A 25059-nucleotide genomic window follows, 5' to 3' on the forward strand; every position below is an offset into this window, starting at 1 on the left:
ATGATGAAGCGTTTCGCAAAATCGGAAGATGGGACAGCGATGGTGGAAACGGCCATTGTTTCGACGCTGCTGTTTGCGCTGACGCTGGGCTTCGTCGATTTCGGCTACGCGCTCTACCAATGGAATGCCGCGACCAAGGCAGTGCAGGTTGGGGCGCGGCTGGCATCCATCTCCGATTCGGTCGCGACCAATCTGACGGCTGCCGCGCCGATCGCATCGCCCGGCGCGCCGGTCGTCGCCGGCGCATATGGACCTTTCGTCTGCACTTACACCGGCACCACAGGCGCTTGCAGCAATGGCGGCACGTTCAACGCCACCAATTTCAGCCGCATATTCCGGGGAGACACGGCTGTCACCAACGATGATGTCTGTCCGACAATCACCGCGGCCCAGGCGCCCACCATGCGGTCCGGCATGTGCCACTATTTCCCCGGCCTGCGACGCAACAATGTTGTCATCACCTATTCCGCCACCGGCCTCGGCTACCAGACCCGGCTGGGCGGTCCGGTGCCGACGATCACCGTCAACCTGCAGAACATGACCTACCGGTTCTTCTTTCTGGGCGGACTGTACGGATTCGGAACCATGACAATGCCCTCCATGCTGAGCACGGTCACGGGCGAAGACATGAAGAGCACGTTTCCATGAACGCCATCAACACCAAGGTTCTGCCCACCAAGCGAAAGCAGGTCGCACTGTTTTCCTCCGATCCGAATTTCAAGCGCGAGGTGGCGACGCGGCTCGATGCGCTGGCGATCTATGATGTGCGGGTTGCCGAGACGGGCGATTTTCTCAAGGGGCCGCCCGCCGACACCCGCCCGGGCATCGTCATCCTCGATCTCGGCAATGGCGAATTGCTTGGCAAGCCAGGCATCGTCGAGGCGCGCGCGCTGTGGGCGACCGTGCCGCTGATCGCGGTTTCCGACGAGCTGACGTCGGAGCAGACGCGCGTCCTGGTGCGCATGAATGCCTCGGACTGGCTGCACAAGCCGCTCGACGGCAAGGAGCTGCTCAACGCGGTGACCTTCCACGACAGCGGCAACCAGAGCGCCAAGAGCCGCATCATCACCTTCATCAGCGCCAGCGGCGGCGCCGGCGCCACGACGCTGGCGCTGTCGGCGGCCGAATTCCTGGCCTCGAAATCGACCGAGCGCGCGGCCTCGACCTGCCTGGTCGACCTCGACTTCCAGAGCGCCAATTGCGGCGCCTATCTCAACCTGTTCAACCAGTTCGACCTTGCCGGCATCATCGGCCAGCCGGAACGGCTCGACGTCGAACTGATGGATGTCATCAAGCTGTCGCGGCCGTCCGGCCTGACGCTCTACGCCTTCGAGCGGCCGCAGCTGCCGTTCGAGCCGCAGGGCGCCGATTTCGTGTTCCGGCTGCTCGACCTCGTCGCCTACCGTTTCGACGACATCGTCATCGACCTGCCGAACATCGAAACGCCCTGGCACAATTCCGTGCTTTCGACGAGCGACGAGATCTTCATCGTCTTCGAGCTCAACGTCGCCTCGCTGCGGCAAGGCAAACGGCTCTACAAGAAGATCCGCGAGCTGCGCGGCAATGCCGTCTCAATCACGCTGGTGGCCAACAAGCACAAGCGCAAATGGTTCGGCAACCACTTCTCGCGCAGCGAGCTGGAGAAGATCTTCAAGGCGCCGCACATCAAATCGGTCGGCCTCGACAACGCCCTGCTGGCCGACGCCCTGAACCGCGCGATGCTGCCGTCCGAAGTGGATGGGCGGGCGCGCTTCAGCAAGGATCTGAAGAAGATGTTCCGCGAGCGGCTCGACGATGCGGCCCGCTAGCGGCCATCGCGTTCGACTGACGGCCGCCGGCCTCCTAGGCCTGGCGCTGGCGTTTCCGGCCGGACAGATCGCGCGGGCGGACAGCCGCCCGCCCCTGCCGGCCATGGGACCCAGCCTGCGCAAGACGGTGGCGTTTTCCACGGCCGAGAAGATTGGAACCATAATCATCCGCAAGCAGGAAAAAGCGCTCTACCTGGTGACCGGCAAGGGCGAGGCCCTGCGCTACCGGATCAGCGTCGGCCGCGATGGATTCGGCTGGACGGGTACGGTGCAGGTGGGGGCGAAGACCGAGTGGCCGGCGTGGCGCCCGCCCAGGGAAATGCGCGCCCGCCAGCCGGAGTTGCCGGAGATGGTGCCGTCGGGGCCGTACAACCCGCTCGGCGCAAGGGCGCTCTATCTGCTTCGCGATGGCCGCGACACGCTCTATCGCATCCATGGCACCAACGACCCTTCGGGCGTGGGTTTCGACGGCACGTCGGGCTGCTTCCGCTTGACCAATACCGATGTCATCGATCTTTTCAGGCGCGTGCCTGTCGGCACCAAGGTGGTGGTCCAATGACGACGATCAGCGATCCCGACGACCTGGTGGCGGCGGTCGAACCGCCATTGCTCGACAAGGAGAAGAGCCGGTTCAGGCTAGCCGTTGCCGTCGGTGTCGGCCTGGCGCTGTTTGCGCTCCTGAACGCCACCGCGGCCGTCTATCTCTACCGTGGCATCAACGACCTGCGCACGATCGAGGCGCGGCTGGAAGACCTTGGCCAGTTCGAGCAGCGGATGAGTGCGCGGCTGGACACCGTCAACAACGGATTTCAAAGCCGGTTCGAGGCGCTGGACGACCGGCTGCGGGCGAGCTTCGGCGAGGTCAACGCCAACATCGCGCGGCAGGCACCTGAAATGTCGGGAAACCACGTCGGTGACGAGCCGCGCGTCGTGGAGGTCCCCTCGCCTGCCGAAAATACGGCGGCGGTTGCCAGCGCCGCCGAGGCGGAGCCCGCCATGGAGGATATGCCGCGCGCGACGCGAAGGAGGTCGGCTCCGGCGGTGCCTCCCGCGCCAAGCTCCAACTACCAGCGAATCGTATCCCCGGAAGGCAAGGTCACCTATCACAAGATAAACTAGCTCTGGCCGCGGCCGCCGCAGGTAGCGCCGCGCTAGAAGTCTCTGTGCAGCGCCATGATCCGGACGCGCCGCGATTCGACGCGCATGCCGAGTTCACGGACATAGGCAAAATGGCAATAGGCGCACGCCGTCACCCCGATGACCGCCAGCAGGCAGTTCAGCCAGGTGAAGTCCATCATCAGTGAGAACTGAAAGCCGCTCGGCGCCGTGAACGCGGCAATGGTGCTGGCGGTCTGCGAGCGGCCGCCGATGAAAATCATCGATGCGGCGAGGATCAAGGCGCCATGGTTGGCAAGAAAGAAAGCGGCCGACCTTCTGGCCTGGGATGCCATCCAGCAGATCGCCAGTGCCGCGCCCAGCAAGGCGAAATCCAGGACCATCGATCCTCCCAGATAGACATCGACCTGCTGCCAGACCAACCCGGACGACGGATGCAAGATGAGCCAGACCTTCCACATATCGGGGCTCGCGGGGTAGGTTCCGAGCAGGATCGTGGCCATTCGCTCAGCCGCCAGGATCAGCAGGACAAAGGCCGGGAAGGCGAAAAGCAAGTGTGGTTTGCGTTTCATGGTGCCTCGCAATCTGGCGGGCAGATTATGCCGCATATATTGCGCGAGGCTTAACGGGGCGTTTTTGCAGATCGGTATCGCGAAGATTGGCCTATGGATTGGCCAATGCAGAGAATATCAGCCCTATCGCCAGTGCCGCCACTGCGTAAATAGCCGGCAAAAGCCGACGGTTCACACCAACCCGAAGCAAGGTATGACCAAGGTGATCCGTGCCGCCCATCCAAGGCCTCCGCCCCTGTAGCAAGCGGCGAGTGGTTACGAATATTGCATCAATCAGCGGGACGGCAATCCACGCCAACGAGGCGTCAAAACCTCTTTTCGAAGCAAGAAGCACGATTGCCGCCCCGAGCAGAAGGCTGCCGCTATCGCCCATGAAAACGCGGGCCGGCGGATAGTTGAAGCAAAGGAACCCGACGCATGCGCCCGCGCCGGCCATCCCGATATCGCCGCCCAGCCCCAGGAAGGCGGCCGTGATTGCACTCGCGGCAAGGCCATCGGCATGATCGAGCATGTTGACCGCGTTGCAAGCTATCCAAATGACGATCGGGACCCACCACAGACCTGTGATGATTCCAGCCAAGATCGCGGCAGCGGCCAATGCCGCTGCCTTGGCACCGGCGGAAAGGGACCGGACGTCATCCAGCGCCCCGATCAGGCAGAAAACAGCCAGCAGAAGAATATGCTCGATCGGAAGCCACGGAGCCATCGCGATCAGCATGGCCGGCCCTGCCAGCCGGGGTACCTCACCCGATGTGTGCCATCGGTCGCTCTTGACCTTTGAGACCGCTCCGATGCGTATCGCCAGACGCGCAAACAGCCAGACACAAACGGCCGAAATGAGCAAGGCCCCGATGAACGGGACCAATGGACCAGGTATCAAGCCATTGCTCGTTCGGAACGCATGTGCTCGATGCAGTCGAGCACTGTCTGTTTGGTGCTTCGCAGTGGCCGCCATCCGGTCATGGAGGTCAATAGACTTGTGTCAGGCACGCGATCGTGCGTTACGGCGAACCGCTCACCAAAGACCGCACTGGAAGATTTCATGACGATGGTCGCACTCGTCTGGGTGGCATCAACCACCATCTTTGCAAGATTTCCAATCTGAACCGCCTCGCTGCCGCCCAGGTTGACTGGCCGGCCTCGCAACGACCGGCACTGCATCACCTGAAGCAAGCCCTCGGCGGCATCGGCTACGTGGAGAAAAGCGCGCCTCTGCTCGCCATCGTCGTGAACCACGAGCGGTTCGCCCCGCAACGCCGCGTCGACAAACACTGGCAATACGAGGCCGGTCGCCGAGCGCTGGCGCGGTCCGGCCATGTTAAATGGTCGAACGATCCAAGTAGGGATGCCCAAATCAAAAAACAGTCCAGCAACCAGATGCTCAACCGCTGCCTTGGCAGCGGCATAACCCCATCGCGGTCGCAGATCCGTCATAACCGGATCGGACTCCGTGATTGGCCGGTCCCGACCGGAGCCGTAGACTTCTGAACTCGACGTATAGAGAAGCGGGCGCCTGTGCAGCCGGCATGCTTCGACGATTGAACAACCCGACTCGAGAATGCCGCTGGTGACGGCGAAGCGTTCCTTGTGAGCACGCTCGACGCCAATCGGACTCGCCAGATGGAATACGACATCGGCCAGGCCAACCTCATCCTGGACCGCCGCATTGTATGCAGGATCGCCGACCCTGAAGGTACGGATCGTCAAGCGGGGGTCACCAGTCGGCAGATTGCGAAGCAAGCCGTTCGAAAGATCATCGACAACGGTCACGGTGCAATTGCGCGCAAGCAACATATCGACCAGTGCCGACCCTACGAAGCCTGCGCCCCCAGTAACCAACACATGTGCGTGCCGGCCGAACTCAACCACGTCCGCGCTATGGTTGTCCAACGTTGACAGCCTCCAGAACGACCCGTGGTCTCGCAACGCACGGGACAATCTTCTATACAGTCAGGGACGGGACGAACAACTCGTTTTTCTATCAAGCGAGCGAGTTTTCATCGGCCCCTATATCATTAACGAATAAGTACCCCTCCGAAATGCTGCCATTAGTCCGACGCCCAGGTCCCGGACCGGCAGGACTGATTCTGACATATGCGTACCAATGTTTAGGTTTTCGTCGTTCTAGCGCGAAACAAATTGTCAGGGTATCCCCACGTTTCTCAAAATGCGACTTGTAAGTCTAACCGCGAGTGCCGCCACTGTATACATCAGGTCATCGACTCATGTTGCGCAATTGGGCTATGAGGCCGGGAGACGACCCCGGAGAAGCTTTGACGTTCGACTATCGGCCAGATATCGACGGATTGCGTGCAATCGCGGTGGCCGCCGTCATACTTTTCCATTTTGACGTACCCGGTTTCCCGGGTGGCTTCGTCGGCGTCGATATCTTCTTTGTCATTTCTGGCTACTTGATCACGCGCCTTTTGGCGGGTGAAGGCGCTAAACTGTCCCTGATCGAGTTCTACGCCAGACGCATACGCCGAATTCTGCCGGCGATGCTGATAACGATCTGCTTCTCGCTCATTGCTGGGTGGTTTCTGTTGCTCCCCGGGGACTATGCCGGCTTAGGACACAGTGCGGCATATTCCACCGTCGGGTTGGCGAACTACTACTTTCTCTGGAACACGGGCTATTTCGACCGCGAGTCGACGCTTCTGCCCCTGCTCCATCTCTGGTCGCTCGGCGTCGAAGAGCAGTTCTACCTAGTGTGGCCGGTTTTGCTTCTGGTCGCGAACCGGTTGGCACGGGGCCGCCGTCTGCCGATCGTCGCGCTGATTTCTATCGTCGCACTGATCAGCTTCTCGATTGCCCTCCATCTGGTGGCGATCGATCCAAAACAGGCGTTCTATGTTCCCTTCAGCCGAGCCTGGGAACTGGCTCTCGGCGGCCTGCTGGTCTTTGCGGCGCCCATTCGCCGCCGAGGCACTTCCGAAGTTTGCGGACTGGTCGGCCTTTGCCTGGTCGCCGCCAGCACCATCTGGCTGTCGCCGGGTCAACCGTTTCCAGGCCTGAGCGCTTTATTCCCAGTGATCGGCGCTGTCCTGCTCATCTGGCCGCGTTCGCAGTCAATGATCTCGGCGCTGCTTGCGAGCGCGCCTTTGCGATCGACGGGCAAGATTTCTTATAGCCTTTATCTCTGGCACTGGCCGATCCTGGTCTTCTTCCGTCACTACGCAGGCACCGCAATGCCGACGGCGGCCGAGGCGTCGGTCCTTGTCGCGGTGGCCTGGCTGGCGGCGTATTTATCTTGGCGGTTCGTCGAAGAACCCCTTCGCCGTCTGCGAGCGCCTCCATCCAGGGCATTTGCCGCCGGTCTTGCCGCCGCGGTGATAGTTTGCCTAAGCGGCAATGCGATCTTCGAAGCCGGCGGTTTCACCAGCAGGATTCCGAAAGAAGCCGAGGCAATAAGCAGCCTCGATGTGATGTGGGATTGGCCGTGTCCACAGACGGTCGGCATCCCTGAACTCGGCAGCACCTTTTGCGCGTTTGGGGCCCCCTGGAACAAAGCGAGACATCACGCCATCCTGTGGGGCGATAGTCACGCGGAACACCTCGCCCCGTTATTCGATGCTGCCGGCCAGCACGAGAATACGGCCTTCTTTCTTTATCGTGGCTGCCCGGCCGCCTTCGGAGAAGGTGTCCATCGCGATTTTCCAGAACATCCCGACTACCAGGAAAGCTGCGCGACTTCCCGAAAGGCGGTCGTCCACATGCTGAGACAGCGAAAAGATATCGACCTCGTGGTCCTGTCTTCCGCCTGGACAAACCTTGCTGACACCAATGTCGTCGCCGATGACGGCCGGCCGGCCGACAGGGTCCTGCTGTTGCGCGATGGCCTGCTCAGCCTCGTAAAAGAAATCACCGCTCGGCAACGACGCATCGGAATCATTGGACAGGTGCCGGTGCCAGGCGTGGATCTGACGTCCTGCGCGGCAATGCGCGAAAGCGGGATGCTGAGACGTTGTTCGACAGACATGGATAGCGAGCAAATCCTACGGCGTTGGTCGCCGGTGGTGACCGCGTTAGAGTCGCTTGCGGATGAAAATGGGGTGTTCTTCGTCGATCCACTCAAAGGTATGTGTCCGGACAGGCATTGCGCCACCTACATCGATGGCGAGTTCATTTACCGCGACAAAGCTCACCTGCGCCGAAACTTGAGACCGGAGACCGATGATGCGATTGCGCGGATGATAGGTCTCTACTCCGCTTTCGCCACTGGCCAAGAGCAAAAACAGGTATCGACTGCGGACGCTGCGCAGCCCCACACAGCCAGCAAGAGCAATTGAGCGCGATGCGCCGGACACAGTCTCCATGTCGGCGATCAATACCTATCGATCTTCGGCGCGAGGCTTTTTGTTCCGCAAATTTCCAGAGGCTCGAGACCGATTTGTTAGTGGCGTCACGGCAACCACCGTCGCAACCGACCACGCGATGATTGTGCCTAGAAGAATAAAACAGAGTGCACTCACCGAAACCGGAACGGCGACCTCGTAGGTTCGCTCATTGCTGCGAGGGTCGCTCGAATCCGTCGGCGCGAACAGCACAGCATCCCGCTGGCGGAAAGTATACTCGCCCTGCCTGACGGCGGGCCATGCATGCGAAGACCAGTCGACGCGGTGGAGCGATGTCCCGTTCTCGTGCAGATAGGATGCTTGCGAAGGCGGAATGTCGGACAAGTCGTCAAACTGGAAAAGACCGGGAAATTGTGACCGCGGAAGTAGCGTCTCGTATCCGCCTCGGACAGTGAACATGGTCCCGTTCTGCAGCCGTCCGGTAAAAAGCGGTGGTGTGACGAGCAATATCGCGATGCAGCCGGCGCCAAAGGCCGCGACGCCCGCCACTGTTCCGCAAGCAAAGCTCCAAGGCTCTGTCGGCGACGGCATTTCGGCAGCCACTTTCCGCGCGGCGAGCATGCCGCCAATCCCAAGCGCGATCGGAAGAAAGAGACTTGGTGTCAGCAAGAGGTCATGCGAGGTCAGCATTACCCCTACAACCGCGACACCAAGGGCAAGATCATCGGCGTTTCGAGCAAAGCAGAAGGCGAAGCCGACGATGGCGATCGGAATGAGCCAGCCGAGGTGGCCGAAAGCGATCGCAAACAGGACGAAGGTGTTGTGCGGCGCAAGGGCTTGCGCCTCTTCAAGTCCGCGACCGAAAAAGCCACCCTCCCGATAGGCGAGCAGACCGCGCTCCAGAAAGAGAGCCCTTGCCGAAATCGAGTTCCTCTTGCCTTCATCCGTCAGCCGCTCGCCGAGCGCCTGCATCTTGGCGACGTTCGTGGATTGGCTGGCTGCGGACCCGGTGCCGGATGGCAGAGGAGGCGACGTTGCGGCGTCCGCAGATGCACCGGGGGGCGTGGCAGTGCCGGCAGAACTTGTCCCTGGCGAAGCCGGTTGATCTGCCGAAGCCCTTTCAGGCGGCGCCGCAATTGGCACTGTAACGGCAGGCGGAGGTCGATCGACAGCCTTTGATGCCTCGTCGAGCGCGGTGCTTGCAGACAAAATGCCGGCAAAGGATTCGCCCATGGCAATGCGGAAGGAAGCGTTTGTGGTCAGCGCGATGCCGATCGCACCCAGCAGTCCAAACGCGACGGCGACCGCACGGCCCCAACCCCCAAGATCGATCTGAAAACGACGGCCGCTGCGAAATTGTTGCCAAACGCGAACGACAATCGGAACCGCCACCGTTGCAAAGGCGGCAAGAAGGGTCGAGCGAGAAAGCGTCGCAAGAAGCGTTATGGCTACCAGAACAAGGAAGCTTGCACGCCACTTTCGTGCGACGGCGCGGTAGCTCGCCGCAGCCCCAAGCAGAAGTCCTGCCGCCGCGACATTGGGATTGATCGCCAGGCCGGCGGCCCGGCCAGGAGTGTTGGTGAAGCCGTTGGCAAAGAGGAGATCGAGGAAGCAAACCACCCCATTGAGCGCTGTGACTGACGCCGAGAGGCGCAACACGATTACGGGAGCGGATGCAAGCATGAGGACAATCGCCGCGCCGCCGAGGAAAAGGGTGATGAGGTAACACTTGGCGACGATCCCGACCGGATGAAGCGCAACCGGGACGACGGCCATGGCGGCGGCGATCGCAAGCAGGAGGATCGCACTACGCACGTCTCGACGCGTCGCGAGAACCGCGATCGAAACAATCAGAACGCCGCCATAGAGCACATGAAAAACCAGCCTCGCTAACTCATCCCGTCCCGTGAAGAACGGCATAAAGTATGGCAGGAACCAGGACTGGTAGATGACGATGACGAACGCGCAGAGCCCGGCCGAGATGTTCATCAGGATCGCCCGCAGCAGCAGATGCGTTGAACTCACCGAGCGTTCCGAGTGGGCAATCCTGCTCATTCGTCAGCCCACGAGGTATAGGCGTTCATAGGCGTCGACCATAGCTCCTGTCGAATACCGCTCCCGCATCGTCTGTTGCCGAAATTCCCTGTCGGCTGTCGGCTCCGGCGATCGGTCAAGCACGGCTAGGAGCCCGCGAGCCAGATCGGAAGGGTCACGAGGTTTCACCAATACACAACCCGGCATACCCGAGATAGCCTCCGGATTTCCGCCCACATTGGTGGCGACGACCGGGAGACCTGCCGCGAGCTTTTCCATCAGGGCATTGCAAAAACCTTCCTCATGGGACGCGATCACGCCAACATCCATGCCGGCGAGCAATCCCGGCACGTTGCTCTGTAATCCCAATGCATGGACTTTCGATCCAACGCTGAACCGCTCTGCCTCTTCCGCCAGGCCTGGCCCGATGCCGCGGTCCTGTCCAGCCATGAACAGCCGCAGATTCGGCCGCTTTTCGCTCGCAAGAGCGAATGCTTGAATTAGATCCCTGTGCCCTTTGTATGGGATTAAATTCGCGACTATAATGATGCCGACTTCGTCTTGGCCGAGACCGAGCTGCCGCCGGGTTTCGACCCGGCGATGGACGATGTCATCGAAGCGGCTGAGATCGAGACCGTTCGGGATTACCTTTATTCTGTCAATATCATAACCGTCGCGAGCCGCTATATCGGCCGCGACCGCATACGAATTCGCGACCACCACGTGGGAGAGCCGATTGGCGATCCGGTCCATACGCTTTAGCCGGGGCCATCGCTCCTGATGGTTACCGAGACCGCGTCGCGACGTGATGACGAATGGCGCCAGCGCGAACCGCCCTGCCAAGGCGCCCAGGAAATTGGTGAGCGGCAGGAAGGCGTGGACCACATGCGGCCGGGTCAAGGCGATGCGGACGATAAGCGAGGCGACGGCAGCGCCGAGAGCCACCATAGCCTCGATTGGGCGTCTCGTCGGGACTACGCGCGGCCTGGCGCCCCCCGTGGCCGATGCCGGCGGCGATGCGGATAAGGGATTCGGCCGGTGAAGTCCGTACAATACCGGGATTCCAGCATCATCAAGTGCTTCTCCTAGAACACCGCCCCGCGAGAGCGAAAAGACCTCGACTTTCCAGCCTCGCTTCTTCAATCCCTTGGCAAGCAGCACAAGCTGGCTTTCCGTGCCGCCTAGATCAAGCGTGCCGATAACAAAAAGCACGCCGCGACGCCGTCTTCTCAGAAGCCTGGTTGAAGGCACGACTGCCGACAGTTGTGCCTCAGCATCAGTCATCGGAGCTTTTTCTCACAGCATCATTCGGCCGCCGGCCGTCCTCGCTGACCGGCTTGCCATAGCGCATGGCGTACCTGCAAGCATAAGTCCTCGTGAGACGAGAAGAATTCACAAATGGCCATGAGCACCCGAAGTTGAGATCAGGGGCCGCGCCGGATATCGGCAGTGACGCAGGCCGGTCATTTTTCTCGCGACGCCCAAGGAGCGTGCCGCCGGAAACAAGCAATACACCCAAGGCGAGAAGCATGAGCGGCGGAGCCCATTTCAGGCGTTCGAACTTTGCCTCGTACGCACGCACGACATTGAAATCTTCGGCAGTCCCAAGCGGTTGCCAGGCCTGACCATACGCCCTTTTTAGCAGCGGCAGCATCGGGCCGAATTGTGCGTAGTAGGTGTCGATCATCGACGGGTCTTGTTGTACATCCTCAAGCGAGTGGGGGACGAAGACACCATAGTCGGAATCGAGAATGTTGCCATGGGACTCAACCACGGTGTGCTCGGGCGCACTATAGATCGTCGCTTCGATGCCTTGATCGGCAAGGACAGAGTAGACGATCTTCGAAACCTGGGAACAGAACCCATAGCCCCGATCAAGTGCCTTTCGGGGAGTCACAAATTCATAGTTCTGCAGGTTTTTCCGATATTCTGGGCGAAAGCTGAGCATCCAGAGCAGGTAATTGTCGAAAGCCCCGATCCGCGTGTAGGGCACATCGGCCGCTGCCCAGCGATCACCTTCTGTCCAATAGTGCACCATTCCACCCGCGACGGCCGTAGTCAGACGCTCGAGATACGCCTGCATTGGCTCACTCTCGCGACGGTAGAGGTCCTCGACATCTCCCACTTTCCGCGCAAACCCCAGCGGCCCCTCAATTGCCGAAGCGGGTGGAGCCGGGTAGGCGCTGACCAACCCGAGCGGGTATGCCGAGACAAAGGACAGAAACGCCGCCCCTACCCCGGCCGAGAACACGCCGAGTGTACGAAGCAATGCCGCAATTAAGCTCAGCCGCGGCCTTCGATCCCGAATCTTGAAGGCATCGTTCATTGTCAAAACATATCACTTTGCCACGGCAGCGGCCTCTGGTCTCTACCGGGAAACTGTGGACGGACGACCTTCGGGCTTCTGTGATAAAATTGTCAATCGGCGCCGGTTATGGCTTGTCGCCGGGCACCGAACGTGTGCATTGGGCGCTCTAAATGCGGACACCGACCTGGCGTTGAACGGAAAGCGAACCTCGGACAGCACCCTCATCACGCTTCAACGCGTGTGGAAGCAAGTGTCTAAGCGTCGGCAGAGACAGTTTTTCGGCCTCCTAGTCCTGATGGCGTTCGGCGCGCTCGCCGAAGCCGCGACGCTTGGTGCCTTGCTGCCGTTTCTTGCCCGCATCGCCAATCCCGAAGCGATCGGCGATCAGTCGTTCCTCACCCGCCAGCTTGCCGGCCTCCGACTGCCCGGCTCTTCCGACAGCCTTCTCGGCTTGACGGTTCTGTTTTCGGTGGTCGCGCTTACAGCCGGAGTTGTGCGCATATTCATCACCTGGGCTACGAACTCTTATGTCTTCTCCCTCGGACATGAGTTGGGCGTGAAGGTCTATGATCGTGTGCTCCATCAGCCCTATAGCTACCACGTTTCGCGCAATTCCAGTTCGGTGTTGGCCGTGCTTCGCCGGGTTCAGGCGATTACCGCGGGCGTAATGCTCCCGCTGCTGCAATCAATCAGCGGCATAGTCATCGGCGTCTTCATCGTCGCTGCCCTTTTTGCCCTGAGTTCCTTCATCACCTTCGTCATCTTCGCGGGTTTCGGGGCTGTCTACCTCGCCATGTCGCTTGTCATCCGCAAGCACCTGAAGCGGAATGCCCGGATCATCGCCACCGTCGAGGCCGAAGGCATCCGTTCCGTGCAAGAGGGCATGGGCGGCATCCGGGATGTCATCATCAATGATACCCAAGCTTACTTCCTGTCGAGATACAGCGAGCTCGACCGGCATCTGCAGCGCGCGAATGCAACGAACGCACTTGCGGCGGGCGCTCCGCGTTTCGCGATCGAAGCTGCGGGTATGGTGATCATCGCGGCGCTTGCTTATTTCCTCATCACCCGCTCGAACGACGCCGGCCAGGTTCTGCCGATACTTGGAACATTTGTTCTTGGAGCGCAGCGTCTGCTCCCATCCATGCAGCTTGTATACGGCAATTGGGCGCTGATACTGGGCAATCTTGCCGGTGCTGAAGTCGTGCTCCAGGCACTCGAGGCACAACTTGGCCCAGAGTGGAACCAGCCTCCGGCCGAGCGCCTCCCATTCGATCGGGCGATCATGCTCAAGGATGTGTCGTTCCGTTACGCTTCTGACCAACCGCCGATACTCGAGCGGTTCAATCTCACGATCTCGAAAGGGACCAAGGTCGGGTTCGTCGGCAAGACAGGCAGCGGCAAGAGCACGACAGTCGATCTGATTATGGGCCTGCTCGAGCCGACCAGCGGCGCGATCGAGATCGACGGGCAAAGGCTGGATGGCGCTACACGGCGCGCCTGGCAAAGACAGATCGCCCATGTGCCGCAAAGCATCTTCCTGGCCGACGCCTCGATCGCGGAGAACATCGCTTTCGGTATCGACCCCAGCGGAATCGACCGTGATCGCGTCCGCAGTGCCGCGCAGCAGGCCGCTTTGGCTGAATTCATCGAAGGTTTGCCCCAGGGGTATGAGGCGCGGGTCGGCGAGCGCGGTGTCCGCCTGTCAGGCGGCCAGCGCCAGCGCATCGGCATCGCCCGGGCGTTGTACAAACAGGCCTCCTTGCTCGTCTTCGACGAAGCCACGAGCGCGCTCGACATGGAGACCGAGGCCGCGGTCATGGAGGCGATGCGGGAATTGCCGGCCGACCTGACGGTGCTGATCATCGCCCACCGCCTCACGACTGTCGAAAATTGCGACGAGATCGTCACCCTCGAAGACGGCAGACCGCGTATCTGGACGAGAACCGGCGGGCCGGCCGCTTGAAACGAGTCGCATCGAAATGGATTGGCGATGCGCTTGACGTCTCTGTCGCATGTGGTTCTCCCAAAAACCGCCACGCACTTTGGGGCATACGTTATTAGAATTGCTCTGGTTCGGTTTTGGATGGCGACCTGATCGGGTTCTGGAAGAGAAATTCCGTGCAAGCCTCACCGGCAGATATCCTGACGAGTTCGAAATCGAACCGTTTCTTCAGGAAATCGATCACGGCCTGGTCTTCGGCAAACTCCATAGGCCAGCCGCCCAGCCAGTCGCGGATATCGGTCATGTAGCTCATGCCGCGACCTTTTTTCTTTTGGTGGATCTGCTTCACAAGCGAGGGCAGTTGAAGTGGATTGCGACCGAGCCCGAAGCGCCAGATGTACCAATATTCCATCCACCGCCTTTGACGAGGGTTGGCGCGGTTGTATCGCCGTTTCACGTCAAGCCAGAATTCCGCCGAAGGTTTCACCACATTCGACGAATAGAGAGCAATGAAGAAGAGACCGCCGGGCGCAACCGTGCGCACCGCATTTTCGATAGCTTGCCACATGGCACCTGTGTGGTGGAGTACGCCCCAGGAATAGACGAGATTCCATGTGCCTAGCTTCTCCAGATAGTCGGCGTCGAGCACGTCGCCGCGTTGGACGGTCCAGTTTGGCGGATCACCGGCCAAATGGCGCAGCTTGCCGGTTGTGCTTACCGAAAGCGGGTCGAAATCGAAGGAATGTATCCTATCCGCTTTTGCGTCCAAGGCGGCAAGCGAGTGCAGTCCGCTGCCGCTGCCGATATCGAGAAAGTCGAACCCTTCGAGGCTCTGTTTGCCGAGGAAGGACAAGAGCTTCTCCGCCGCCATCCGACGGCGTTCATCCGAGTAGTGCTTGTCGATGAACGACGCCCAATTGGCTCCGAACTCGTATCGGTTCGATGATGGATTTCCTGCAAACGTCATTCTGCGGCTCGGTGCCCGGCTTCGATGATTTCCATCATATGAGCGGTAACTTTCTGAATATCATAGCGCTGTTCGGCAATCGATCGACTGTTCCTGGCCATGCATTCGGCTTCATTCGGGTTGTCGATCAGGCGGATCATAGCCTCCGCCAATGGGGCCGTGACACCGACCGGCACCAGCAGGCCGTTCACGCCGGGGACGATCGGCGCGCGACAACCCGGCGCATCTGTCGTGATCACCGGGCGCCCCATTGCCATAGCCTCCAGGACAGATCGCGACGTACCCTCGCGATAGGACGGAAGCACGAAGATACGCGAATCGGCGATCACTCGACGGACGTCTTCGACAGCCCCGTGATAGTGGATGGTTCCGTCCGCGACGGCTGCCTCAACTTCCGATACTGGAAATCCCGCAGGATTTGGATCCGTATCGCCGACCAGGTCGAAACGAGCTTCAGGTCGAATTGCCTTAACCAGCCTCGCCGCACCTAGATATTCGCCGAGGCCTTTGTCGCGAAGCAGGCGTGCGATCATAAGAAATCGCGGCTTCTCCGGTAATGGCGCAACTTTGAATCGATCGAGGTCTACCCCTGAACCGTTGGCGACATTGGCTGGTGTGCGTCCGAGCAGTCCCAGACGACGGAAGTCATCTCGGTCATCGTCGTTCTGGAAGGTGGCCGTAGTGGCAACACGCAGGCTCGCGGCATAAAGAAGCCGGGCCACCGCATTGACCATCCTCCACCGTAGAGATTTGTGACGGTCCGTGAACGCATAGCCGAGGCCCGTGACAAGCGCGTGCCGGCGCGGTACCCCCGCAATCAGCGCCGCGGGCATGCCATAGACGATCGGCTTGATCGCACAGGTCAGTACGGCCCGGGGTTTGAGCTCTCGTAGCTTCCTGTGAAGACGAAAAGCCAACAGCGTATCGCCGAATGGCGCAATAGCGGCACGCTCCATGGGCAATGGGTGAAAACGTATGCCGTTCTCGGTCAGCCAACCAACGGTCATGGCATCGACTGGCGCCAGGGCATGTACTTCGTATCCGGCTGTGCGCAACGCGAGCAGAAGATGTCCCCGCGTGGTTGCAAGGGATTTTGGTTCGCTTACGACAACAACGATACGATCCATATGGCGATACGTGCGTTGATCAAGCACTATTTTGAGTGGAGATTTCCCGCTACGCAACTATACATCGTTGAATTTGCGTGCGGCCTGCCATACAAGCTCACTCATAAGCGACCTTAGGAAATCCGCGGATGTCCGAACGCATCGCCGTTATCGGCTTGGGATATGTCGGCCTGCCGGTAGCCGTTGCGTTTGGGAAGGTTTTCCCGGGCACGATTGCTTTCGATATCAGCGAAACCCGGATCGAGGAACTGCGTCGCGGCGTCGATCGCACGGGAGAGGTCGACACGGCGGCGCTCAAGGAATCCTCGATCGCGCTTACGACCGACCGGGAGATGTTGAAAGGCGCGACTTTCTTCATCGTTGCCGTGCCAACACCTATCGACATCAACCGTGCTCCCGATCTTGCGCCTTTGAAACTGGCATCTGAGCTTGTCGGCGAAGCGGTGAGCAAAGGCGCGGTCGTCGTTTTCGAATCGACGGTCTATCCAGGCGTGACCGAGGATTTTTGCGGGCCGATCATCGAGCATCTGTCAGGCCTGCGGCACCCTCATGATTTCGCGCTCGGCTATTCGCCTGAAAGGGCGAACCCAGGCGATCGGGAACACTCGCTGCGACGGATCATCAAAGTCGTCTCCGGTGAGAACGCCGAGACGCTGGAGCGCGTGGCCGGCGTCTATGGCAGCATCATCGATGCCGGCGTCTACCGCGCACCGTCGATCAAGGTGGCCGAAGCAGCGAAGGTTATCGAGAACACGCAGCGCGACCTCAACATCGCGCTGATGAATGAACTGGCCATGATCTTCGCGCGGCTTGATATCCGGACGCAGGATGTCCTTGATGCCGCATCGACAAAATGGAACTTCCTTCCTTTTAAGCCGGGCTTCGTCGGCGGCCACTGCATCGGCGTCGATCCGTATTACCTGACTGCCAAAGCCGAGGCCGAAGGCTATCACCCGCAGATTATCCTCGCCGGCCGCCGCATCAATGACGGCATGGGAGCCTTCGTTGCCCAACAGGTCGTCAAACAGCTGATCCGCTCGGACATACCTGTCAAAGGGGCTTCAGTCGGCATTCTCGGACTGACCTTCAAGGAGGACGTGCCGGATTTGCGCAACAGCCGCGTTTTCGGCATGGTCAAGGAACTGAGGCAGTTCGGAATTGTCCCTAAAGTCCACGATCCCCTCGCCGATGCCGAATCCGCTCGACGCGACCATGGCGAAACGATCCTGCCGCTCGATGAGATAAGTGATTTGCAGGCGCTTGTTTTGGCGGTACCTCACAAGGTTTATCTCACCAGCGAGAGAGCGCGTCTTTTTCAAATGATCAGGCCAGGAGGAACGCTGTTCGACATCAAGTCTGCTATCAAACCGCATGAAATTTCTGACAATCTAAAGTATTGGAGTCTGTAGGCTCGGCCTGAATTTAACACTGGGATATACCGTGACATTAAGCAGGTCGATTCCGATCGCCGACGCAGCCTGCAAGAGTCAGGCGCGGCTCGACCGGCTGAACGCATTGGTTTGGGGACTTCTATCGAGCATCGGCCAAGGCTTCGGTCTTTCGGAAAGGACATGGTGGGAAGCTTATGAACGCGCGTTATGATTTCGGCCGCAACTGGTCCGAGCTTGCCGCGCGCTTCGAGGACGAGCATCTGGATCGGGCTTGCGAGGATCTTCGCCGCCTGGTGGGAGATCTGGAGGGGAAGACATTTCTGGACATGGGTTGCGGATCGGGCCTGCATTCAGCGGCCGCACTTCGGCTGGGGGCAGCGAAGGTTCACGCCGTCGACTATGACGCGGGCTGTGTCGAAACAACCAAGGCCGTGCTTTCTCGCTTCGCGCCGGAAGCCGAATGGAGTGTGAAGCGAGCCGATATCCTCGACAGGGCGTCGCTTCCAACCGGAACATTCGACGTCGTCTATTCGTGGGGCGTCCTGCATCACACGGGAGACATGTGGGCGGCGATCAGCAACGCAGCCGGCCTCGTTGGTCACGGCGGAAGGTTTGTCATTGCGATCTACCTGAAGACACCCCTTTGCGGACTGTGGACAGTCGAAAAAAGGCTCTACTCCTCCCATCGGTGGCTACGGCCCCCGGTCAAAGCGCTTTTTGTCTCGGCCTACATGTTGGCAAGGACGCTGCGCCATCGGGACACGATCTCATTTGTAAAGAGCTATCGCGCGCGCCGAGGCATGGAGTTCCTGGCGGATGTCGACGACTGGCTAGGCGGCTATCCCTATCAATCCACCACAGTCGAAGAGTTGGAGACGTCCGTCGAAAAACTTGGGTTTCGCACGAAGCAACGCTTCAATGTGGCGCCTGGAGTTGGCCTCTTCGGCACCGGCTGTGGTGAATGGTGTTTCGAGCGAATGAATTCATAGCGGCCGGTTTCCTCCTCTGATTTCGCGATAGAGAGAAAATCCGAGCCGGTCATTGTGGAGCAGAAACGCCGGATGTGCGGTATCGTCGGCATTGTGGGTGGAGCAGCCGCGACCAGCAGCGGCCCGTTCAGCGTGCGCCGTATGGCGGACATGATCCGGCATCGCGGACCGGACGGCGACGGCGTCTGGACTGACGCCGAGGCCGGCGTTGCGCTCAGTCAACGCCGACTGTCGATCATCGACCTGTCGTCGGCCGGCGCGCAGCCGATGCTTTCGCATAGCGGTCGCCATGTCATCGTCTTCAATGGGGAAATCTACAATCACGGCGAGATGCGGACGCATCTCGATCGGGAATTCGGCGCTCATGCCTGGCGCGGCCATTCCGACACCGAGACCTTTCTGGCCGCGATCGAAGAGCTTGGAACAAAAAGGGCTCTCGAATTGGCCGTCGGCATGTTTGCTTTTGGGTTGTGGGACCGGCGGGAGAGAACGCTCGTTCTCGGACGCGATCGCCTAGGGGAAAAGCCTTTATATTATGGCCGGATCGGCAAGGCCTTCGCGTTTGCTTCGGAACTCAAGGCCTTTCGACCGCTGCCGGATTGGCGCCCGGACATCGACCGGAATGCACTGGCTTTGCTGATGCGCCATAACTACATCCCCGCCCCTTACAGCATTTACCAAGGCATTCGGAAATTGAGACCCGGCCACCTCCTCGTCCTTTCCGACCCGATGCGTGAGCCACACGTCGAGAGCTATTGGAGCGCCAGGGAAGTCGCTGAACAAGGCCAGCGCGATCCGTTTCAAGGGAGCCCCGAAGAGGCGGTCAACGAGGTCGAGCGTCATCTTCGCCGCGCGCTCGAAGGGCAGATGATCGCGGACGTGCCGCTCGGCGCCTTCCTCTCGGGCGGCATCGATTCTTCCGCCATCGTAGCGGTCATGCAGTCGATCAGTTCGCGACCGGTGCGGACCTTCACGATCGGATTTGACGAAGCGGGCTACAACGAGGCCGGCCATGCCCAGCAAGTAGCGCGCCACCTCGGCACCGACCATACGGAACTTTATCTCAGCGAGCGGGACGCGCTAGAGGTTGTGCCCCAACTGCCAGGCATTTATTGCGAGCCTTTCTCCGACTCCTCGCAAATCCCGACATTCCTCGTCTCCAAACTGGCGCGTGGCAGCGTCACCGTGGCGTTGTCGGGCGATGGCGGCGACGAGCTGTTCTCCGGCTACACGCGCTACGCACTCGCCGATGCGTTATGGAACAAGCTTTCCCGCATCCCGACGGGGCTGCGCCGCGCGTCGGCCAGCTTGGCGACACTGGCCTCGCCCGGTCTCTACAACAATGTGGCGGGCGGGATCATGCCGCTTCTGCCGCAGCGCCTGCGCCGCGAGCGCGTCGGCGACAAGATCCACAAGGCGGCGTCGGTCCTTTCGCTGCGAACCATGGACGATGTCTACCGTCGCCTCTGCTCGCACTGGGAAGCGACCGAGATCATCCCGGATGCAGCCGAGCCGCCCACCATGCTGACGGGATTGGAAGCGCTTCCAGCGTTGCCGGGCAACGTCGAGCGGATGATGTACATCGATATGATGAGCTATTTGCCGGACGACATCCTGGTAAAGGTCGATCGCGCGGCAATGGCAGTCAGCCTCGAGACCCGCGTGCCGCTGCTTGACCACCGCCTGATAAGCTTTGCACTTTCGCTACCGCTTTCCATCCGGCGAGGCGGCAACCAGACAAAGTGGCCGCTCAGGCAACTGCTTTACCGACATGTTCCGAAGGCGCTTGTCGACCGTCCGAAAATGGGCTTCGGCGTGCCCATCGACGCCTGGTTGCGCGGCGCGCTTCGCGAATGGGCGGAGGCGCTGCTCGACGAACGTCGATTGCGGGAAGACGGTTTCTTTCGGCCCGAGGCAATCCGGCGCGCGTGGTCGGAACACCTCTCCGGACACCGCAACAACCAGTATCTGCTTTGGGACGTCTTGATGTTCCAATCCTGGCAGGAAGCAACCCAGGGAGCTTCATCGGCGGTCGCGGCGTGAACAGGCGTCAGGGCCACAGGTTTTTGCCTGTTCACTCATGCAGTCGGATGAAAGCGAGACGGTTCCGCACTATCAGATACGGAAGCAAGCAGCTATACGGATTCGAGCACTGGGGCGAAGCACGGTGAGCAAGGATCGTTCGAACGATTCGCACGCGATCCGGAAGATTGCGAAGCAAGGGCATTGGACGCGTTTACATCGCTGCGGCGCCACCTAACGGCAGAACAGGTCAACCGTTGGTTTTCGATCATCTGCTTCTTTTCGCCACCGGTGCTCGGGTCGGTGGTGAGCTTCGTATTTCATGGCGGAGCGCTCTGGTCGGTGGTGTTGCTGGTCGCCAAGCGACGCCGCTTGAACATCGACCGGCCGATGTTTGCCATGACCCTTGCGCTTTATGCCTATTGCGCGGCGATGGTCCTGGCGTCGATCGTCAACGGCACCCTGCGGGCCGATGTCACGCACTTCCTGCCGCTGATCACCTTGCTGGTGTTCCCGATCTCTTATTCGACCTGGAGCATCACCGACAAGGCGACGCTTGTACACATTGCTGTGCTGGCCAGCGCGGCAGCGTGTGTCGGAGCGCTGGCGCTAACCATCGTCCAATATTATTGGATCGGGATGCTGAGAGCCGAAGGAGGGGCTGGAAATCCGATCGTGTTCGCGACGGTCACCTGCCTCGCCGTGATGATGTGCCTCGCGGGCGCCGTGTCGGGAATAGAGAAAGCCTGGAAGACACTCACCGTCGCCATACTCGCCGGCGCCGTGGCGACCGTCTATTCTGGCTCCCGCATGATCTGGGTGGCCTTGCTGATCGCCATTGCCGCCATCCTCGTGATCAATCGCCAGAGACTCACGCGATCGAATATGCGACGGGTGCTGGTGATTGCGAGCGCTTGCTGCCTGCTCACCGCGGCAATCACGTCTCCAATCATCGTGGATCGCACTCATTTCCTGTTCGATGACTGGAAAGCTCTCGCCACCAAAGGTGACCATTCCACTCCGCTCGGACTAAGGGTTGGGCTCTGGGACATTGGGATCGATGCATTTCGCGAAGCACCATTTTTCGGCCACGGCATGTCCGCCAGCCGGGCGATTTCACAGCAGGGTTTCAAAAAGCAATTTGGGGTGAGTCAGGGTTTCAACCATTTTCACAACGGCTTTCTGACAGCCTTGGTTCAGGCTGGACTTGTGGGCGCGTTATCATTGGCGGCGATCTTCATCATCGCGATCTGGAACGCGACGAAGGTCCTTCGCTTCAGTGCCGATCCGTTAGAGCGGTTCGGGGCGACCATGATAGTGGTCGCCGTCATAGTATACCTTGTTGGTGGGCTGACAGGCATCCTTGTCGGCCACGATATTCTGGATTCGACGCTGATGATCTTCCTGGTTTCAGGAACATACCTGGCTTGCGGACGAACAGTTTCGCCGATCAAAGGAGAGTCGGCCGACATAACCTCGATCGGCAGTACCGTCTCGGATATTCGGGGAGCCGGTTCCGCGTGAAACGTTCGTGACGGCTGGCACATTCCAGCAAGAGTGGGCGCTGTCTCAACTTCGGCCAGCATGCCGGATCATGCGCCGAAAGCTCATCGAGATATGGGCGCGCCTTATATGCCCGATCGACTCCCAGTCGCCGATCTCTGCCGCAGCCAGAACTTCCTCCATTTCACGCCGGAAGGCCGTGAACTCCTCCACCAAACCCAGTTGCGGCATCATCTTCAGGACGACACGCGCCACCTGGAAATATAATCTCTCACTGATCTCGCGCAGCGGCTGGTTCCCGGTCATGGCGGTCAGTTCCGAGAAGAAGTCCATGTTCAGCTGCAGGAAAGCGCGCTGATCTGGATTGAGCATATCGGAATCACAGCGCGCAATGAGCGCCCGGATCCGATCCAGGTCGGCCGCTGTTCGGGGGATCGGCGAAAGCTTGCCGACCAGAAGCGCCAATTCCAGGCGCAGGTGATAGACCTGCTGCAGTTCCTCGATATCGACATCGGTGACTATGGTGCCGACGCCGTGGACGGATTGAACCAGACCTTCGGATTCAAGGCGCGCCAGCACGCGGCGGACCGGCGTGCGGCTGATCTCGAATTCCTGGGCGAGTTCTTCCTCGGAGAGGCGGCTTCCCGGCGGGTAGTCGAGCAGGCAGATGCGGTCACGCAGGATCCGGTAGATGCGCTCGAACCGTTCCCGTGCCGAAAGCGGTCGTGGCGCCTCTGCGATCGCCGTGGTGACCGAGGCATCCGTCTCCAGCGTCATCCAGCCTCCAGGACAGCGTGCAGGAACTGCCGCGTCCGCTCGTTCTTAGGGGCACCGAACAGCTCGCTTGGCGGTCCCTGCTCGCATATCTTGCCCTGGTAGAAGAAGCAGACGCGATCGGAAAATTCCTTGGCGAAGCCCATCTGGTGGGTGACCATGAGCATCGTCAAATCATGCTCGCGGCCGATCTGCCTTATCACCTGCAGCACTTCGCCGACAAGTTCCGGGTCGAGCGCGGAGGTCACCTCGTCGAACAGCATTATCTTGGGCCGCATCGCCAACGCCCTGGCGATGGCGACGCGCTGTTGCTGGCCGCCGGAAAGCTGGGAAGGATAGTGATCCTTTTTCTGAGACAACCCGACCATGTCGAGAAGCTCGGCCGCCCGCGCCTCGGCATCCGGCCTTTTCATGCCAAGGACGGTTATCGGCGCCTCGATGCAATTGGCCATCGCGGTCATGTGCGGGAACAGATTGAAGGACTGGAACACCATGCCGATCTTCGCCCTGATGCGGCGAATGTGGGCAAGGTCGGCGGGAACCAGCGCGCCGTTTTTCTTCATATGCGTCAGCGGCTCGCCTTCGACCCAAATGACGCCGTCATTGATCGTCTCCAGCGTCATCAGCATGCGCAGCACGGTGGTCTTGCCGGAACCGGACGGACCGATGACGGAGACCTTCTCGCCGCGCGCGATTTCGAGGTTCAGGCCGTCGAGGACGGTCAACGCGCCGTAGCGTTTGGAAACATTGTCGAAGCGGACCATCGGTTGTTCCGTCATCGCGCGTTCCTCCGGTTGAGCAGGCGTTCAAGGGCACGAATAAGCGCGGCCGAAACCAGGCTCATCGCGAGGAAGAACAAGCCGACCAGCGTGATCGGTTCGGTGTAACGAAATGTCTCGGAGCCGATGATCTTGGCCGTCTGCATGAGTTCCAGCACGGCGATAGCCGAAAGCAGCGGCGTCTCCTTGAACAGCGCGACGAGATAGTTGCCGAGCGCCGGCACGATCGGCGGAATGGCCTGCGGGATGATGATGTCGCGAAAGGTCGTCCAAGACGAGAGATTGAGAGCGATCGAGGCTTCCCATTGGCCGCGATGGATGTTGTCGAAGCCGGCGCGATAGACCTCGGAGCAGTAGGCGGCGTAGTGGATGCCTATGGCGAGAACGCCAGCGGTGAAGGCGTCGAGCACGATGCCGAATTTCGGAAAGACGAAATAGAGAAAGAATATCTGGATGAGCAGCGGCGTCGAGCGGATCAGCTCGACCAGCACCGAAATCGTCCAGCCCGTCCGTGGCACGGCGATGCGGGCCACGGCCAAGACCAGACCGAGCGAAGCGGCGATGGCGAAACCGAGCAGTGTCGCCTCGATGGAGATGATTGCGGCGTGCGCCAGCACCGGTAGGATCTCGAGTGTAAAACCCCAATCCCAGATCATGTCGCCTTCCCCCTGGCGAGGCCGATCGAGGCCCGCTTTTCGAGAAGCCGCATGCCGATGGAGACGGTGAGCGACATGGCGAGATACATCAGCAGCACCAGCGTGAAGATCGGAATGGTCTTGAATGTATTCTGGTTCATCTGCTGCGCCTTGAAGGCGAGGTCCGACAGGGTGATCAGCGACACCAGCGCGGTCGACTTCAGCAGTTCGATGAACAAATTGCCCCAGGGTGGGATCATGGCGATGAAGGCCTGCGGCAGGATGATCCGGCGCAGCATCTGCCCTCGGCTCATGTTGAGCGCCGTTCCCGCTTCCCACTGACCGCGCGCGACCGACTGGATGGCGCCGCGCACGCATTCGGATCCGTAGGCCCCGACATTCAGGCCGAGCGCCAGCACGGCAACGAGAAACGCGTCGAGCGTGACGCCGAATTGCGGCAGCACGAAAAACAGCCAGAACAGCTGCACCAGTGCCGAGGTTCCGCGAAAGATCTCGACATAGGCCGTCGCCAGCCATCTAAGCGGCGCGGGGCCGTACATGCGCGCCAACGCGGCGAGCACGCCCATGATAACCGCCAGCAGGCTGCCAAGAACGGCGATCTCGATTGTCAGGACAGCGCCCTGCAGCAGTCCCGGCAGGAACAGGCTGTATGTTGCCTGTGTCGCCAGCACGCCGATGACGGCGAGCGAGACGACCAGCATGGCAACAAGTGTGCGGATTCCCATCTGCTTCTCCGAAGAAAAAAGAGGGCGGCGCGTTCACGCCGCCCAGCA

22 protein-coding genes are annotated in these 25059 nt (G+C 60.3%); 10 read left to right on the top strand and 12 right to left on the bottom strand.

What is annotated here, in order from left to right:
* From LB536_RS01500 to LB536_RS01515, 4 genes are read left to right on the top strand one after another with little or no spacing between them, the layout of a single operon-like run.
* Positions 1 to 648 carry a TadE/TadG family type IV pilus assembly protein gene (locus LB536_RS01500; protein ID WP_224589855.1) on the top strand — a complete coding sequence of 216 codons (648 nt, stop codon included), beginning with the start codon at positions 1 to 3 and terminating at the stop codon, positions 646 to 648.
* Positions 645 to 1808 carry a CpaE family protein gene (locus LB536_RS01505; protein WP_224589856.1) on the top strand — a complete coding sequence of 388 codons (1164 nt, stop codon included), beginning with the start codon at positions 645 to 647 and terminating at the stop codon, positions 1806 to 1808. Before LB536_RS01500 ends, LB536_RS01505 begins: the two co-directional genes overlap by 4 nt.
* Positions 1795 to 2367 (top strand): L,D-transpeptidase, encoded by a 573-nt coding sequence (locus tag LB536_RS01510; RefSeq protein ID WP_224589857.1) that lies wholly within the window; start codon positions 1795 to 1797, stop codon positions 2365 to 2367. The genes LB536_RS01505 and LB536_RS01510 overlap by 14 nt, the downstream gene beginning before the upstream one ends.
* Entirely contained in the window at positions 2364 to 2927 is a 564-nt protein-coding gene (locus LB536_RS01515) for a hypothetical protein (protein WP_224589858.1), read from the top strand. Before LB536_RS01510 ends, LB536_RS01515 begins: the two co-directional genes overlap by 4 nt.
* Before the next feature lie 32 nt (positions 2928 to 2959).
* Here the strand turns inward: LB536_RS01515 and LB536_RS01520 are convergent, their stop codons facing one another.
* From LB536_RS01520 to LB536_RS01530, 3 genes are all read right to left on the bottom strand, one after another.
* Entirely contained in the window at positions 2960 to 3427 is a 468-nt protein-coding gene (locus tag LB536_RS01520; protein WP_224589859.1) for a hypothetical protein, read from the bottom strand.
* 160 nt (positions 3428 to 3587) lie between these two features.
* A complete protein-coding gene (locus tag LB536_RS01525) occupies positions 3588 to 4214 on the bottom strand; it encodes an MraY family glycosyltransferase (RefSeq protein WP_224589860.1) in 627 nt (208 codons plus the stop codon).
* Positions 4215 to 4372: 158 nt separating this feature from the next.
* Complete coding sequence (locus LB536_RS01530; RefSeq protein ID WP_224589861.1) at positions 4373 to 5386, bottom strand: NAD-dependent epimerase/dehydratase family protein; 1014 nt, start codon at positions 5384 to 5386, stop codon at positions 4373 to 4375.
* 383 nt (positions 5387 to 5769) lie between these two features.
* On the opposite strand from LB536_RS01530, the gene LB536_RS01535 reads away from it, so the two are divergent.
* Entirely contained in the window at positions 5770 to 7785 is a 2016-nt protein-coding gene (locus LB536_RS01535; RefSeq protein WP_224589862.1) for an acyltransferase family protein, read from the top strand.
* Between the two features lie 42 nt (positions 7786 to 7827).
* On the opposite strand, the gene LB536_RS01540 is transcribed toward LB536_RS01535, so the two are convergent.
* From LB536_RS01540 to LB536_RS01550, 3 genes are read right to left on the bottom strand one after another with little or no spacing between them, the layout of a single operon-like run.
* Positions 7828 to 9846 carry a hypothetical protein gene (locus tag LB536_RS01540; RefSeq protein WP_224589863.1) on the bottom strand — a complete coding sequence of 673 codons (2019 nt, stop codon included), beginning with the start codon at positions 9844 to 9846 and terminating at the stop codon, positions 7828 to 7830.
* Positions 9847 to 9849: 3 nt separating this feature from the next.
* Positions 9850 to 11109 carry a glycosyltransferase gene (locus LB536_RS01545; RefSeq protein WP_224589864.1) on the bottom strand — a complete coding sequence of 420 codons (1260 nt, stop codon included), beginning with the start codon at positions 11107 to 11109 and terminating at the stop codon, positions 9850 to 9852.
* The gene (locus LB536_RS01550; protein WP_224589865.1) at positions 11102 to 12151 is read right to left on the bottom strand and encodes a hypothetical protein; all 1050 of its coding nucleotides are present in this window, start codon (positions 12149 to 12151) and stop codon (positions 11102 to 11104) included. The genes LB536_RS01545 and LB536_RS01550 overlap by 8 nt, the downstream gene beginning before the upstream one ends.
* Between LB536_RS01550 and LB536_RS01555 the strand changes: the two genes are divergently transcribed.
* The gene (locus LB536_RS01555) at positions 12135 to 14099 is read left to right on the top strand and encodes an ABC transporter ATP-binding protein (protein WP_224589866.1); all 1965 of its coding nucleotides are present in this window, start codon (positions 12135 to 12137) and stop codon (positions 14097 to 14099) included. The genes LB536_RS01550 and LB536_RS01555 overlap by 17 nt on opposite strands.
* A gap of 94 nt (positions 14100 to 14193) precedes the next feature.
* On the opposite strand, the gene LB536_RS01560 is transcribed toward LB536_RS01555, so the two are convergent.
* Both LB536_RS01560 and LB536_RS01565 read right to left on the bottom strand, forming a co-directional pair.
* On the bottom strand, positions 14194 to 15045 hold the full coding sequence (locus LB536_RS01560; RefSeq protein ID WP_224589867.1) for a class I SAM-dependent methyltransferase: 852 nt from the start codon (positions 15043 to 15045) through the stop codon (positions 14194 to 14196).
* Positions 15042 to 16172 (bottom strand): glycosyltransferase family 4 protein, encoded by a 1131-nt coding sequence (locus LB536_RS01565; RefSeq protein WP_224589868.1) that lies wholly within the window; start codon positions 16170 to 16172, stop codon positions 15042 to 15044. The genes LB536_RS01560 and LB536_RS01565 overlap by 4 nt, the downstream gene beginning before the upstream one ends.
* A gap of 128 nt (positions 16173 to 16300) precedes the next feature.
* Between LB536_RS01565 and LB536_RS01570 the strand changes: the two genes are divergently transcribed.
* The 4 genes from LB536_RS01570 (at position 16301) to LB536_RS01585 (ending at position 22098) form a co-directional block, all read left to right on the top strand.
* The gene (locus tag LB536_RS01570; protein ID WP_224589869.1) at positions 16301 to 17581 is read left to right on the top strand and encodes a nucleotide sugar dehydrogenase; all 1281 of its coding nucleotides are present in this window, start codon (positions 16301 to 16303) and stop codon (positions 17579 to 17581) included.
* Between the two features lie 176 nt (positions 17582 to 17757).
* The gene (locus LB536_RS01575) at positions 17758 to 18552 is read left to right on the top strand and encodes a class I SAM-dependent methyltransferase (protein ID WP_224589870.1); all 795 of its coding nucleotides are present in this window, start codon (positions 17758 to 17760) and stop codon (positions 18550 to 18552) included.
* Between the two features lie 72 nt (positions 18553 to 18624).
* Positions 18625 to 20595 carry an asparagine synthase (glutamine-hydrolyzing) gene (gene asnB, locus LB536_RS01580; RefSeq protein ID WP_224589871.1) on the top strand — a complete coding sequence of 657 codons (1971 nt, stop codon included), beginning with the start codon at positions 18625 to 18627 and terminating at the stop codon, positions 20593 to 20595.
* 183 nt (positions 20596 to 20778) lie between these two features.
* Complete coding sequence (locus LB536_RS01585) at positions 20779 to 22098, top strand: O-antigen ligase family protein (protein WP_224589872.1); 1320 nt, start codon at positions 20779 to 20781, stop codon at positions 22096 to 22098.
* A gap of 45 nt (positions 22099 to 22143) precedes the next feature.
* Here LB536_RS01585 and LB536_RS01590 read toward each other — a convergent pair whose 3' ends face one another.
* Genes LB536_RS01590 through ehuC form a run of 4 tightly spaced genes read right to left on the bottom strand, consistent with a single transcriptional unit; the run spans position 22144 to position 25011 of the window.
* Positions 22144 to 22854, bottom strand: a complete 711-nt coding sequence (locus LB536_RS01590) for a GntR family transcriptional regulator (protein ID WP_224589873.1) — start codon at positions 22852 to 22854, stop codon at positions 22144 to 22146.
* Positions 22851 to 23630: an ectoine/hydroxyectoine ABC transporter ATP-binding protein EhuA gene (gene ehuA, locus LB536_RS01595; RefSeq protein WP_318013393.1), complete on the bottom strand. Its 780-nt coding sequence runs from the start codon at positions 23628 to 23630 to the stop codon at positions 22851 to 22853. The genes LB536_RS01590 and ehuA overlap by 4 nt, the downstream gene beginning before the upstream one ends.
* On the bottom strand, positions 23627 to 24286 hold the full coding sequence (gene ehuD / locus LB536_RS01600) for an ectoine/hydroxyectoine ABC transporter permease subunit EhuD (RefSeq protein ID WP_224589874.1): 660 nt from the start codon (positions 24284 to 24286) through the stop codon (positions 23627 to 23629). The genes ehuA and ehuD overlap by 4 nt, the downstream gene beginning before the upstream one ends.
* Positions 24283 to 25011 carry an ectoine/hydroxyectoine ABC transporter permease subunit EhuC gene (gene ehuC, locus LB536_RS01605; RefSeq protein WP_224589875.1) on the bottom strand — a complete coding sequence of 243 codons (729 nt, stop codon included), beginning with the start codon at positions 25009 to 25011 and terminating at the stop codon, positions 24283 to 24285. Before ehuC ends, ehuD begins: the two co-directional genes overlap by 4 nt.
* Between the last annotated feature and the right edge of the window lie 48 nt (positions 25012 to 25059).

Origin of the sequence: Mesorhizobium sp. ES1-3, assembly GCF_020164795.1 — a bacterium.
Lineage (GTDB): Bacteria > Pseudomonadota > Alphaproteobacteria > Rhizobiales > Rhizobiaceae > Mesorhizobium.